Here is a 12,684-nt window from a genome sequence, read left to right on the forward strand (position 1 = left end):
TATGAATGGCATTCAGCATCTTATTACTCTGGAAGGTGTCGAAAAATCTTTCCCCGGACTAGAAAGTCCGGCGGTTGCCAGCCTAACTACTGAAATCCGCAGCGGGGCAGTCACCGGTTTGGTCGGGCCAGACGGCGCAGGTAAAACCACGCTGTTACGGATGTTAGCCGGGCTGTTTAAACCCAGCCAAGGCAAACTGACGGTCATCGGCCTTGACCCTGTTGAAAATGATCGCCAGTTACATTCCATCCTCGGCTATATGCCGCAAAAATTTGGTTTGTATGAAGATTTGACAGTGATGGAAAACCTGACGCTGTATGCCGATTTACGGGGCGTTACCGGTGAACAGCGCCGTCAGACCTTCGAGCGTCTGCTAACTTTTACTGATTTAACCCGCTTTACAGAGCGGTTGGCGGGCAAACTTTCCGGTGGCATGAAACAAAAATTGGGCTTGGCCTGTACTTTGGTCGGGCAGCCCAAAGTTTTGTTGCTGGATGAGCCAGGCGTCGGTGTCGACCCCATCTCACGCCGCGAGCTATGGCGCATGGTTCATGAACTGGCGAGTGACGGTATGCTCATTCTCTGGAGCACATCATATCTGGATGAAGCTGAACAATGCCGCGAGGTCTTGCTGCTCAATGAAGGTAAATTGCTCTACAGCGGCGCACCGCAAGAACTGACACAGCGCATGAGTGGCCGGACTATTCTTGTCGCAGCCCAAACCGGCACTAATCGCAAATTACTACAACACGCTTTGGCGCTACCTCAGGTCAGTGATGGCGTTATTCAAGGCAAATATGTGCGGCTAATCCTCAAACCGGGCGTAGACCATGGCCAGATATTATCCCTGTTAAATCAATCTAATGGCGAGATTTTTGAGGCTGAACCACGCTTTGAGGATGCCTTTATCGACTTGCTGGGCGGCGGCCCGGCCAGTGAATCCGCACTGGCGAAAATCATGCCCAAAGTCGAGGGCAACCATGATGAAACTGTGATTGAGGCCCAAGAATTAACCAAGAAATTTGGTGACTTTGCCGCCACCGACCATGTGAATTTTCAGGTCAAACGCGGGGAAATATTTGGTTTGCTCGGGCCGAACGGTGCCGGTAAATCGACCACATTTAAAATGATGTGTGGTTTGCTGGTTCCCAGTAGCGGCAAGGCTTTGGTGCTGGGTATGGATCTGAAAACCAGCTCCGGTAAAGCGCGCCAGCATTTGGGGTATATGGCGCAGAAATTCTCACTGTATGGCAATCTGACGGTGGAGCAAAATCTGAAATTTTTCTCCGGTGTTTATGGCCTGCAAGGGAAAACTCAACGCGAAAAAATAGCCGATATGACATCGGCGTTTAATTTCACACCCATTCTCAAGCAAACGCCCGACTCACTGCCTCTTGGGTTTAAACAGCGCCTGGCGCTAGCTTGCGCCCTGATGCATGAGCCAGACATTCTGTTTCTGGACGAGCCGACCTCCGGTGTTGACCCCCTCACCCGCCGTGAATTTTGGCTGCATATCAATGGGATGGTAGATAAAGGGGTGACCGTCATGGTCACTACCCACTTTATGGATGAGGCCGAATATTGCGACCGCATCGGGCTGGTTTATCGTGGCAAAATTATTGCTGCGGGCACGCCAGATGAGCTAAAGCAGCAAGTTGCCACGGATGAAAAACCTAATCCATCAATGGAAGAAGCATTTATCGGGTTGGTTCTGCGCTATGACCAGCAAAACGATAAGGAGCAGCAATCATGACCGAGCCATATGATTCCCATGTAAATAAATCGCCGGTAAATGAGAGTGAAACTTATCAAGACACCGGATTTTCTTGGCGTCGCCTGCGGGCGCTATGTCGTAAAGAAACCCGGCAAATTCTGCGCGACCCCAGCAGCGGGCTGATCGCCTTTGTTATCCCATTGTTATTGCTGTTTATTTTTGGCTACGGCATCAACCTGGACTCCAGCAAACTGCATGTCGGCATTCTAATGGAGCAACAGAGTCAACCGGCGCAAGATTTGGCTAACGCGTTCGCCAGTTCGCCCTATATCTCCCCGCAAATCAGTGATAACCGTCAGGCGCTGATTCAAGCTATGCAAGCCGGTAAAATTCGCGGGCTTATTGTTATTCCGAATGATTTTGCCGAGCAACTCGCACGGCCAGAGAGTAAAGCACCGATTCAGGTGATTACTGACGGCAGTGAGCCGAACACCGCCAACTTTGTGCAAGGTTATGCCCAAGGTGTATGGCAAATCTGGCAACAACAGCAAGCGCAAAATCTGGGGCAAAAGAATGATCCGCTGATAGAAATTCAGGTGCGCTATTGGTTTAACCCCGCCGCCATCAGCCGACATTTCATCATTCCGGGCGCAATTACCATTATCATGACAGTGATTGGCGCGATCTTGACATCACTGGTCATCGCGCGCGAATGGGAGCGCGGCACCATGGAGGCGCTACTTTCTACTCAGGTCACGCGCAGTGAGTTATTACTGTCAAAACTTATCCCCTATTATGTGCTCGGGATGGTCGCCATGACGCTATGTATGGTGGTCGCAGTGTTTATCCTCGGGGTGCCTTATCGCGGCTCATTGTGGATATTATTTGTCATGACCAGCTTATTCTTAGCCAGCACACTGGGCATGGGGCTGCTGATTTCGACTATCACGCGCAACCAGTTTAATGCGGCCATGGTGGCACTGAACGCCGCATTTCTACCCGCGGTTATGTTGTCAGGATTTATTTTCCAAATCGACAGCATGCCCGCCGTGGTCCGCGCCGTCACCTATATTATTCCTGCCCGCTATTTTGTCAGCAGCTTGCAAACACTCTTCCTGGCGGGAGATATCGGTACCGTTTTGGTGATTAACCTGTTGTTTTTGGTTGCATCAGCAACCGTGTTTATCGGCCTGACGGCATGGAAAACAAATCGTCGATTAGATTAGGTCGTCGGCCAGATTAACGGAAGGGAGTTAACGATGTTTCATCGCCTTTACACATTGATTATTAAAGAGTTGCAGTCGCTGCTGCGCGAACCGCAAACCCGGGCGATATTAATCATGCCGGTGATATTGCAGGTGATTTTATTCCCATTCGCCGCCACATTAGAAGTGACCAATGCCACTATCGCCATTTACAGCGAAGACAGCGGTAAGGCGTCAATAGAACTCACTCAGCGCTTTGCTAAAGCCGAAGCATTTTCTCATGTGTTGCTGCTGCACAGCCCACAAGAAATTCAGCCGGTGATTGATAACCAGAAAGCCTTGCTGTTAATTCGTTTTCCTGCGCAATTCAGTGCGGATTTGGCCAATGGCAAAACCACTCAGTTACAGTTGGTTCTGGATGGTCGCAATTCCAACAGCGCCCAAATAGCAGCAAATTACATTCAGCAAATCGTACAAGAATACCAATTAGAATTGACCAAGGGGCAAATCAAACCCAATAACAGCGAGCTAGTGATTCGAAATTGGTATAACCCGAACTTGGATTACAAATGGTTTGTGGTGCCATCATTGATAGCGATGATTACAACTATTGGCGTATTGATTGTCACGTCACTGTCGGTCGCACGGGAGCGGGAACAAGGGACACTGGAACAGCTTTTGGTTTCACCACTGACAACCTGGCAGATATTTATCGGCAAAGCCGTTCCGGCCCTGATAGTCGCCACTTTCCAGGCCACTATCGTATTGTTTATCGGCATATTTTTCTACCAAATCCCCTTTGCAGGGTCACTGGCACTGTTTTATGGCACTATGCTGCTCTACGGCTTGTCACTGGTCGGTTTTGGTTTATTAATTTCATCGCTATGTTCAACTCAGCAACAAGCCTTTATTGGCGTATTTGTCTTTATGATGCCCGCAATATTGCTTTCTGGTTATGTCTCTCCGGTAGAGAACATGCCCATTTGGCTACAAAATATCACGTGGATCAATCCTATCCGCCACTTTACTGATATCACCAAACAGATTTACCTCAAGGATGCCAGCTTCGACATCATTTGGCACAGTTTATGGCCGCTGTTGGTAATAACCGCTACCACGGGGAGCGCAGCCTACGGGATGTTTAGACGAAAAATCGCGTAACACCGCCATTTTCGGTACTCACGAAAAACAAAAAGGACACCAATACGGTGTCCTTTCAAATTTAGAGTTGCGTACGCCGGGCAAGTTTGCCGCGCCGCAGCCCTTAATCAACCAACTTAGCGGCGGTTGCCGAAAATCCGCAACAGCATCAGGAACAGGTTGATGAAATCAAGATACAGGGTCAATGCGCCGACGATGGCATACTTACGGAAACCATCTTTATCATTGGCATCTAACTGCGCGCCCATGTTTTTCAATTTCTGGGTATCGTAAGCCGTCAGGCCAACAAACACCAAAACACCGATGTAAGTCACAGCCCACATCAACGCCGGGCTTTTTAGCCAAATGTTAACCAAAGACGCCAGAATGATACCGATCAGGCCCATAAACAGGATGCTGCCCATACCACTCAAATCACGTTTAGTGGTGTAGCCATAAAGGCTCATAGCACCAAACATCCCAGCACAAATGACAAAAGTGCTGGCGATGGATGCGCCAGTGTACAGTATCAAGATGCTGGAGAGTGTCAGCCCCGTTAGTGCAGAGTACAGCATAAACAGTGAGGTTGCGGCTGATCCACTCAGGCGATTAATCATGCCGGAGATAACAAAAACCAAACCAAGCTGAGCAATAATCAACCCGAAGAACAGGATTTGATTTGACTGCAAAGCAAAAATAATTGAAGGGGTGTTCGCTGCGTACCATGCGACTACCGCTGTTAATAACAGACCACAGGTCATCCAGCCGTATACCTGCGCCATATATGCCTGAATGCCAGAGTTGGCACGTTCGACAATTGAACCATTAGAGCGTGGATAGCGATCCATGGTAGTTACCTTATGCATATAAATAATGATACAGGCCATCAACTGACAGCCCACCGACTCTTTTAGGGTACCACAGAAATAGGGCAAACAAGGGAGTAAAAATAGGTATTTAGGGCCAATCTTTACACGGGTTTACTTACAGTTTACCAGCGCTTAGCTGCGGCATGATCACTGTCGCGTGATTCAACCCAACGTTCGCCATCAGTGGTTGCTTCGCGTTTCCAAAATGGTGCCCGTGTTTTCAGATAGTCCATAATAAACTCAGCAGACTCAAACGCCATGCTGCGATGAGCGCTGGTCACGCCAACAAAGACGATTTCATCTCCGGGGAACAATGGCCCAACCCGATGAATCACTGACACGCGCTGTAAGGGCCAGCGGCTACGTGCTTGAGCAATAATTTCAGCCAGCGCTTTTTCTGTCATGCCAGGGTAATGTTCTAGTGTCAACGCACTGACATTGCTACCCAAATTATGATTACGGACTTTGCCGGTAAAGGTCACCACCGCCCCGTCTTCATCACACTGCGACAACCAAGTGTATTCTTCGCCGACATTAAATGCTGCTGGCCCGACACGAATGCGCGTGTTGTCCATCATTAACCTCCCGTCACCGGTGGGAAGAAAGCCACTTCATCCCCTGCGGCTAAGGGGTGTTGAGCATTGACCAGCGATTGATTCACTGCCGTGAGCAATTTCCCTTCTTCAAGAGCCAACTGCCAGCGGTCACCTCGTTGACACAAGGATTGGCGCAAAGCGTCGACGGTTGAAAACTCCGCCGCCACTTCCAAGCGATCAACCCCCACCAGCTCACGCACCTGAGCAAAAAATAGAATCTGAATCATGGCTTCACCTTAAAATCACCGGATTTCCCGCCACTTTTCGCCAACAAGCGAACCGGGCCAATTATCATGTCCTTTTGTACGGCTTTACACATGTCGTAAATGGTCAGTGCTGCGACGGATGCCGCTGTCAAAGCTTCCATTTCCACCCCAGTTTTACCCGTCAGGCGGCAGCAGGACTCAATGCGAACCCGATTGTGTTCCGGCTGTGCTTCCAACTGAACTTCGACTTTGGTCAGCAATAGTGGGTGGCACAGGGGAATCAATTCCCACGTTTTTTTTGCGGCTTGAATACCGGCGATCCGTGCGGTGGCAAACACATCACCTTTATGATGGCTACCATCAATAATCATCGCCAATGTCGCGGCATGCATTTCAACAAAAGCTTCCGCACGTGCTTCACGCACAGTTTCCGCTTTGGCAGAGACATCCACCATATGGGCTTCGCCGGCGGCATTAATGTGAGTCAATTGGGTCATATATAACCTCTGTTCTTAATGTTGCAGCCGATCAGCCACCAATAAATGATAAATTTTGCGTAATGCCGCTATTCCCTTGATGCAAGAAATGAGTTTGCTTCTTGGTTTGCAATGCACTTTGAATGCGCGCCATTAATTCATATTGCTGGTCATCACTGCCTAGCAAATCACGCAGCGAAATACCCTGCTCGCCAAATAAGCATAAATGCAGGTTTCCCAGTGCAGAAACACGCAGACGGTTGCAACTGGCACAGAAGTCTTTCTCATACGGCATGATAAGCCCAATCTCCCCTAAGTAGTCCGGATGATGGAAGACTTGAGCTGGGCCATCACTGCGCGCACGTTCTTGCTGTTGCCAGCCTTGCAGGAGTAATTGCTGACGAATGACATCACCGGAAACATGGTGTTTGCGGAACACATTGCCGCCCTCACCGGTCTCCATCAATTCAATAAATCGCAGTTGAATGGGGCGAGATTTTATCCAGTTAAGGAATGCCCCAAGATTCTTGTCATTAACATCCCGCATCAACACCGCATTGATTTTGACTTTCTCAAAACCCGCATCAAAAGCCGCATCAATACCTTGCATCACTTGATGGAATTTATCTTGCCCGGTGATGGCATGAAATTGCCGAGGGTCGAGGCTATCAACACTGACATTAATCGCCGTCAACCCCGCCTCGCGCCACTGAGTGGCATCACGCGCTAAACGATAACCATTGGTGGTCACCGCCAAAGTGCGGATTGCGGAATTTTGACGAATGGTGGCGATAATATCGGTGAAATCGCGGCGCATGGACGGCTCGCCGCCGGTTAAACGGATCTTTTCAGTTCCTAGCATGGCAAATGCACGGCTGACGCGACTTATTTCGTCAAGGCTCAGGAAACTTTTTAATCCGTCCGGGCGATAGCCATCGGGCAGGCAATATGTGCAGCGAAAATTGCACACATCAGTAATCGATAGGCGCAAATAATAGAATTTGCGCGCAAATGCGTCTGTAAGTTGTACCATAACACCTTTCCAAATACGGGAGATGCAGGCATTTCTACCTCGCACCCTGGTGGCATAAAGCCACGGCCAGAGCATCATATTGTCCATAAAAGCAACAACGTAGACACCAAGGCTAGGAGTTTGCGCTCAGGTGCTGCTTGCTCACAGCTAACTGAACCATGGTTAAAAAGCAAAATTCGTTACAGCGGCTAGCGGCTAAAAACCTTACTTTCTTTACAGATTCTAACGCTAAAACGGCAAGATAGCCAATCGCTGTTTTACGTTATATATTTTTATATACAACGACTTACAATACAAAACCCAAGGTTATTGAGCTTATTTTATTCCGAAGCTAATACTTTGTTTAAAATCACGAAAACCATGGCTTTTATCGCGTTTTGGCAGCAAATCCGTTAACTTATGCAGCAATTTCCCCATTAGCTATGCTTATTACAATATTTAGGCAGGAAAAATATGCGAAATCGCACATTAGCGGATCTCGACCGGGTAGTTGCATTAGGTGGAGGCCATGGGCTGGGGCGGGTGATGTCAGCTCTTTCTTCTTTAGGTTCACGCCTGACCGGTATTGTTACCACCACTGATAATGGGGGTTCGACCGGCCGCATACGCCGATCCGAGGGTGGAATTGCCTGGGGGGATACTCGTAATTGCCTGAATCAATTGATCACTGAACCCAGTGTAGCTTCCGCAATGTTCGAATACCGTTTTACTGGCAATGGTGAGCTAGCGGGCCATAATCTGGGCAATTTAATGCTCAAATCGCTGGACCATCTTAGTATCCGCCCTCTTGAAGCCATTAATCTGGTGCGTAGCTTGCTGAAAATCGATGCCTGGTTGATCCCAATGTCAGAACAGCCCGTCGACTTGATGGCCATCGATGCTGAAGGGCACCCGATTTACGGTGAAGTCAACATTGACCAACTTGCACATATGCCGAAAGATTTGCTGCTATCACCCCATGTCCATGCGACGAAGGAAGCAATTGAAGCTATCAGCCAGGCGGATGTTATCTTAATCGGGCCGGGCAGTTTTTTGACGAGCTTAATGCCACTGTTATTGCTCGATGATCTCACTCAAGCTCTACGGCGCAGCTCTGCCAGTATGATTTATATTGGCAATCTGGGGCGCGAGCTAAGTGTTGCCGCCGCTGAGTTGTCTTTGCACGAAAAGCTGACAATAATGGAAAGTAAGATTGGCAGAAAAATCATTGATGCCGCAATTGTCAGCCCACGCATTGATATCAATGGCGTTAGGGACAGAATCATTGTACAACAGCCCTTGGAAGCCAAAGATATCCCTTATCGTCATGATCGGGAGCTACTGCGCCAAGCACTAGAAACCACCTTACAGCAATTGGGTGGGGCTAATTCTGTGTCAGTGGGCTAGTCCTGTGAGTGACGAAATTTTTCTTCCAAAGCCGCAGTATCATTCATGTGGATATATAGCTCTTCCACTTTAGTGCGCGCCCACGGAGTTCGCCGCAAAAACTTCAAACTAGATTTAATACTCGGTGAGCTGATGAAACAGTTGATCCGAATGCGGTGTGCTAACTCTTCCCAGCCATAGTGCTCGACCAGTTTGGTCAACAGTTGTTCAAGGGTAATGCCGTGTAACGGATCTTTTGATACATGGTCGCTCATCATTTGCCCTGTTTATTTATCTATTAACCCTAAATTTAGCGGCACACCTTACGAGGAATCGAGGTATGCCGCAAGATATTAAGATATAGCGATGAATTGCTGGCGCAACTGGTGTACTTGATCGCGTAATTCTGCCGCCTGTTCGAACTCCAGATTTTGCGCGTGTGTGTACATTTTCGCTTCCAACTCCCGGATTTTTTGGTCAAGCGCTTTCGGTGCCAGAGATTGGTAATCGTGGGTATCAGCCACTTTACCGCCCCGCCCTTTCCCTTTACCGCGCAGTGAAGGTTGGCCCAATTGCAAAATATCGCCGACCTTCTTGTTAAGTCCCTGTGGAATAATGCCGCGCTCTTCATTGTAAGTTTGCTGCTTAGCCCGGCGGCGCTGCGTTTCACCAATGGCTTTTTCCATCGAGGCCGTAATTCTGTCACCATAAAGAATTGCTTTACCATTGAGGTTACGTGCTGCACGGCCAATGGTCTGGATTAAGGAGCGCTCGGAGCGCAGGAACCCCTCTTTATCAGCATCAAGGATAGCGACAAGAGAAACCTCCGGCATATCCAGCCCTTCTCGCAGTAAGTTGATCCCCACCAGCACATCAAACTCGCCCAGACGCAAATCGCGAATAATCTCTACGCGCTCAACGGTGTCAATATCCGAATGCAAGTAACGCACCCGCGCACCATGTTCTACCAGATACTCCGTTAAGTCTTCGGCCATCCGCTTAGTCAGCGTGGTCACCAGTACCCGCTCATTAATCGCCGCGCGGATGCGGATCTCTGACAGCAAATCATCCACTTGTGTTGCCACCGGGCGCACTTCAATCAATGGATCGAGCAAGCCGGTTGGGCGCACCACCTGTTCAATAATATCGCCACCGGATTTCTCCAGTTCGTATTTGCCGGGAGTGGCAGAGACATAAATGGTTTGCGGCGCCAGCGCCTCAAACTCTTCAAAGCGCATTGGGCGGTTATCCAGCGCCGATGGCAGCCGGAAGCCATATTCCACCAAGGTTTCTTTCCGCGAACGGTCACCTTTGTACATGCCGCCGATTTGCGGGATGGTAACGTGGGATTCATCCACAATCAGCAAACCATCCGCCGGGAGGTAATCAAAGAGGGTTGGCGGCGCTTCACCCGGGCCACGACCAGAAAGATAGCGGGAATAGTTTTCAATGCCGGAGCAGTAGCCCAGTTCATTCATCATTTCGAGATCAAACTGAGTTCGCTGTGTAATCCGCTGTTCTTCAACCAATTTATTGTTGGCTAATAACACCTGACGCCGCTCAGCTAGCTCAATTTTGATGTCTTCCATCGCCTGTAAAATACGCTCCCTCGGGGTAACGTAGTGCGTTTTAGGATAGACAGTAAAACGGGGAACTTCATGCTGTAGTTGGCCGGTGAGCGGATCAAAAATGGACAGTCGCTCAACTTCTTCATCAAATAATTCAACCCGCACCGCCCACTCATCAGATTCCGCTGGGAAGATGTCAATAACCTCGCCACGCACCCGGAAAGTGCCGCGCTGAAACACTTGGTCATTGCGGCTATATTGCAATTCTGACAAGCGCCGTAAAATTGCGCGCTGATCAATTATCATGCCCTTGGTTAAATGCAGCATCATTTTCAGGTATAAGTCGGGATCACCCAAACCATAAATGGCGGAGACCGAGGCCACCACCACCACATCGCGTCGCTCCAGCAGGGCTTTAGTCGCTGACAGCCGCATTTGCTCAATATGCTCGTTTACCGAGGCATCTTTCTCAATAAAGGTATCAGAGCTTGGGACATAGGCTTCGGGCTGATAATAGTCATAGTAGGAGACGAAATATTCCACCGCATTATCGGGGAAAAACTCTTTCATCTCGCCATAAAGCTGTGCCGCCAAGGTTTTGTTGGGCGCTAATACCATAGTGGGCCGATTCAAATCAGCAATAACATTGGCAACCGTAAAGGTTTTGCCCGACCCCGTCACCCCCAACAGCGTCTGATGGGCCAGACCATTTTCCAACCCCTCCTCCAGTTTACGGATGGCCTCAGGCTGATCACCCGCTGGCTTAAACTCAGAATGTAGTTTGAATAATTTACTCATGAATTTGCTACCCGCCGGAGAAATACACACTGTCAGGAGGCTAATTATGAAAGCCCCATAGATTTTTTCCACTGCTATGATACTGGATATAAAACCAGCTTCAAGCAGCAAAATGCCGAAATAGCTCTCAATGCGATATCCTTTGCATTGTTACAGTGACATGTTGCTAACATTTGCACCCTAAACGTATTTTATCCCCAGCCGTTCACATAAATACATTATTGATAGTCAATTGATTAAAGTTCATCCATATGTATTAGTTATATTTTTGAGTGCTTGATTTTAATTAACCAATTGAAATTTAAATAAATTACCAAAAAGCCGAGAATCCGGACAACATGAGCGTAAGCCGCGTCCGCTCTCGCTTGCCATCAGTTTTCTATGGCTAATGCACAAGGTTATCCACAGGAATGGTGGATAACTCATTCAAGCCCATAAGGGCCGCGTGTTGGCGAAAAGCAAAGCTTAGCGATTTAATTGTGACAAACTGGCTTTTTTAGTGTTTTTTTTACATATTTATTTCACCGCATATTTCAATTAGTGCTAATAAATCTATTTGCTAATTCTATAATTTCAGCATTCTACGTGTACAAACTTAACAATCACCTGCGTGACTATATTTTTTGCACCATGTTATGCTTGATAGCACTGCTTAAGTGCAAAAAAATGCCACTCCCCTCCGATCCCTCCCACGGTTTGGGCTATTTGAGTATATCTTCGCGCGCCAAAACTATTTACAGCCCATTAACATACATATTTTAGCTCGCTTCAGCGCAACTTGGCCCAAGAGTTGCTTGATCTTGATAGAGAGATACTCACAACCACTCGTCAAAAAGATGGTTTTTATGCTGTGCTGCCGCTACCCAGTATGCAGATTTGCTGGTTAATCCTCACTAGCCGTTACAGAACACCGGGATACCTGTGAACAACTGAGACTGACTAAGGAGAAGCACTGATGCTGAGTTTAACCGCTGTAAATCAATACTATGGGCAGAATCATATCCTTTGGGATATCAATCTGGAGATTCCTCGCGGCCAATGTACCTGCCTAATTGGCCGCAACGGCGTAGGGAAAACCACGTTAATTAATTGCATCATGGGCCATCTGCCAATTAAAAGTGGCACCATGACCTGGCAGCCTAACCATGAACCACCACAGAATTTGCTACAGCATCCTGTCGAGGAGCGCACCGCGCTGGGTATCGGCTATGTTCCTCAAGGGCAACAGATATTTTCCCAAATGAGTGTCGAGGAGAATATGTTGATAGCCGTGTTGGCTGGCCGCCATCCATCGCGCCATATTCCGGGCTGGGTTTTTGAGTTGTTTCCCCAGCTATATGATAAACGCAGTCTGCGGGGTGGCGAACTGAGCCGCAATCAGCAGCAGCAGTTGGCTATTGCTCGTGCACTGGTGACCGAGCCGGAGTTGCTTATCCTTGATGAGCCGGGCAGTGGTGTATTGCCGCCATTACGTGAAGAAATCAGTAATATATTGCACCAACTCAGCAGCAGCTTTGGCATGACAGTATTGTTAGTCGAGCATAGATTGCCGTTTATTCAACATGTTGCGGATAGATTCTGTCTGATGGCGGACGGCAGAAATGTGGCACAAGGGACATTAGATCAGTTGGATGAAAATATGATTATTGAGCATTTAGCCAGTTGATATGGCGCAGGCAAGCTCCGTCAGCAGCATATTGGTGCCAAAAGAAAA

The 12,684-nt window shown here is 48.4% G+C and carries 12 protein-coding genes and 1 riboswitch; of the genes, 5 read left to right on the forward strand and 7 right to left on the reverse strand.

Annotated elements, in window-relative coordinates; genetic code table 11:
- Position 1 precedes the first annotated feature (1 nt).
- Genes OVO64_RS11425 through OVO64_RS11435 form a run of 3 tightly spaced genes read left to right on the forward strand, consistent with a single transcriptional unit; the run spans position 2 to position 4,080 of the window.
- Complete coding sequence (locus tag OVO64_RS11425; protein ID WP_267248772.1) at positions 2 to 1,753, forward strand: ATP-binding cassette domain-containing protein; 1,752 nt, start codon at positions 2 to 4, stop codon at positions 1,751 to 1,753.
- Complete coding sequence (locus OVO64_RS11430) at positions 1,750 to 2,940, forward strand: ABC transporter permease (RefSeq protein WP_267248773.1); 1,191 nt, start codon at positions 1,750 to 1,752, stop codon at positions 2,938 to 2,940. The genes OVO64_RS11425 and OVO64_RS11430 overlap by 4 nt, the downstream gene beginning before the upstream one ends.
- Positions 2,941 to 2,973: 33 nt before the next feature.
- Positions 2,974 to 4,080 carry an ABC transporter permease gene (locus tag OVO64_RS11435; protein ID WP_038634538.1) on the forward strand — a complete coding sequence of 369 codons (1,107 nt, stop codon included), beginning with the start codon at positions 2,974 to 2,976 and terminating at the stop codon, positions 4,078 to 4,080.
- Positions 4,081 to 4,196: 116 nt separating this feature from the next.
- Here OVO64_RS11435 and OVO64_RS11440 read toward each other — a convergent pair whose 3' ends face one another.
- The 5 genes from OVO64_RS11440 to moaA form a co-directional block, all read right to left on the reverse strand.
- Positions 4,197 to 4,907: a Bax inhibitor-1 family protein gene (locus OVO64_RS11440; RefSeq protein ID WP_038639638.1), complete on the reverse strand. Its 711-nt coding sequence runs from the start codon at positions 4,905 to 4,907 to the stop codon at positions 4,197 to 4,199.
- A gap of 143 nt (positions 4,908 to 5,050) precedes the next feature.
- Complete coding sequence (gene moaE, locus OVO64_RS11445) at positions 5,051 to 5,503, reverse strand: molybdopterin synthase catalytic subunit MoaE (RefSeq protein ID WP_038639641.1); 453 nt, start codon at positions 5,501 to 5,503, stop codon at positions 5,051 to 5,053.
- A 2-nt stretch (positions 5,504 to 5,505) separates the two neighbouring features.
- A complete protein-coding gene (moaD, locus tag OVO64_RS11450) occupies positions 5,506 to 5,751 on the reverse strand; it encodes a molybdopterin synthase sulfur carrier subunit (protein WP_038634541.1) in 246 nt (81 codons plus the stop codon).
- Positions 5,748 to 6,227 carry a cyclic pyranopterin monophosphate synthase MoaC gene (moaC, locus tag OVO64_RS11455; protein WP_038634545.1) on the reverse strand — a complete coding sequence of 160 codons (480 nt, stop codon included), beginning with the start codon at positions 6,225 to 6,227 and terminating at the stop codon, positions 5,748 to 5,750. Before moaC ends, moaD begins: the two co-directional genes overlap by 4 nt.
- A 31-nt stretch (positions 6,228 to 6,258) precedes the next feature.
- Positions 6,259 to 7,239, reverse strand: a complete 981-nt coding sequence (gene moaA, locus OVO64_RS11460) for a GTP 3',8-cyclase MoaA (protein WP_038634548.1) — start codon at positions 7,237 to 7,239, stop codon at positions 6,259 to 6,261.
- Positions 7,226 to 7,370: riboswitch (molybdenum cofactor riboswitch) on the reverse strand. (Overlaps the previous gene by 14 nt.)
- Before the next feature lie 322 nt (positions 7,371 to 7,692).
- On the opposite strand from moaA, the gene yvcK reads away from it, so the two are divergent.
- Positions 7,693 to 8,625 carry a uridine diphosphate-N-acetylglucosamine-binding protein YvcK gene (yvcK, locus tag OVO64_RS11465; protein WP_038634551.1) on the forward strand — a complete coding sequence of 311 codons (933 nt, stop codon included), beginning with the start codon at positions 7,693 to 7,695 and terminating at the stop codon, positions 8,623 to 8,625.
- On the opposite strand, the gene OVO64_RS11470 is transcribed toward yvcK, so the two are convergent.
- Together OVO64_RS11470 and uvrB are read right to left on the reverse strand one after the other, a co-directional pair.
- Positions 8,622 to 8,879, reverse strand: coding sequence for a VF530 family DNA-binding protein (locus OVO64_RS11470; RefSeq protein ID WP_038634553.1), 258 nt, complete (start codon positions 8,877 to 8,879; stop codon positions 8,622 to 8,624). The two genes, yvcK and OVO64_RS11470, sit on opposite strands and share 4 nt — an antisense overlap.
- Positions 8,880 to 8,957: 78 nt before the next feature.
- Complete coding sequence (gene uvrB / locus OVO64_RS11475) at positions 8,958 to 10,970, reverse strand: excinuclease ABC subunit UvrB (RefSeq protein WP_050291521.1); 2,013 nt, start codon at positions 10,968 to 10,970, stop codon at positions 8,958 to 8,960.
- Between the two features lie 955 nt (positions 10,971 to 11,925).
- On the opposite strand from uvrB, the gene OVO64_RS11480 reads away from it, so the two are divergent.
- Entirely contained in the window at positions 11,926 to 12,636 is a 711-nt protein-coding gene (locus OVO64_RS11480; protein WP_038634556.1) for an ABC transporter ATP-binding protein, read from the forward strand.
- The last annotated feature ends 48 nt before the right edge of the window (positions 12,637 to 12,684 follow it).

It is taken from the genome of Yersinia sp. Marseille-Q5920 (assembly GCF_946902935.1).
Taxonomy (GTDB): domain Bacteria; phylum Pseudomonadota; class Gammaproteobacteria; order Enterobacterales; family Enterobacteriaceae; genus Yersinia; species Yersinia rochesterensis.

Bases quoted from the DNA above. Each gene is read 5' to 3' on its own strand.
- OVO64_RS11470 (WP_038634553.1), bottom strand. From the start codon at position 8,879: ATGAGCGACCATGTATCAAAAGATCCGTTACACGGCATTACCCTTGAA.
- OVO64_RS11435 (WP_038634538.1), top strand. From the start codon at position 2,974: ATGTTTCATCGCCTTTACACATTGATTATTAAAGAGTTGCAGTCGCTG.
- OVO64_RS11430 (WP_267248773.1), top strand. From the start codon at position 1,750: ATGACCGAGCCATATGATTCCCATGTAAATAAATCGCCGGTAAATGAG.
- yvcK (WP_038634551.1), top strand. From the start codon at position 7,693: ATGCGAAATCGCACATTAGCGGATCTCGACCGGGTAGTTGCATTAGGT.
- moaA (WP_038634548.1), bottom strand. From the start codon at position 7,239: ATGGTACAACTTACAGACGCATTTGCGCGCAAATTCTATTATTTGCGC.
- OVO64_RS11425 (WP_267248772.1), top strand. From the start codon at position 2: ATGAATGGCATTCAGCATCTTATTACTCTGGAAGGTGTCGAAAAATCT.
- moaC (WP_038634545.1), bottom strand. From the start codon at position 6,227: ATGACCCAATTGACTCACATTAATGCCGCCGGCGAAGCCCATATGGTG.
- uvrB (WP_050291521.1), bottom strand. From the start codon at position 10,970: ATGAGTAAATTATTCAAACTACATTCTGAGTTTAAGCCAGCGGGTGAT.
- moaE (WP_038639641.1), bottom strand. From the start codon at position 5,503: ATGGACAACACGCGCATTCGTGTCGGGCCAGCAGCATTTAATGTCGGC.
- OVO64_RS11440 (WP_038639638.1), bottom strand. From the start codon at position 4,907: ATGGATCGCTATCCACGCTCTAATGGTTCAATTGTCGAACGTGCCAAC.
- moaD (WP_038634541.1), bottom strand. From the start codon at position 5,751: ATGATTCAGATTCTATTTTTTGCTCAGGTGCGTGAGCTGGTGGGGGTT.
- OVO64_RS11480 (WP_038634556.1), top strand. From the start codon at position 11,926: ATGCTGAGTTTAACCGCTGTAAATCAATACTATGGGCAGAATCATATC.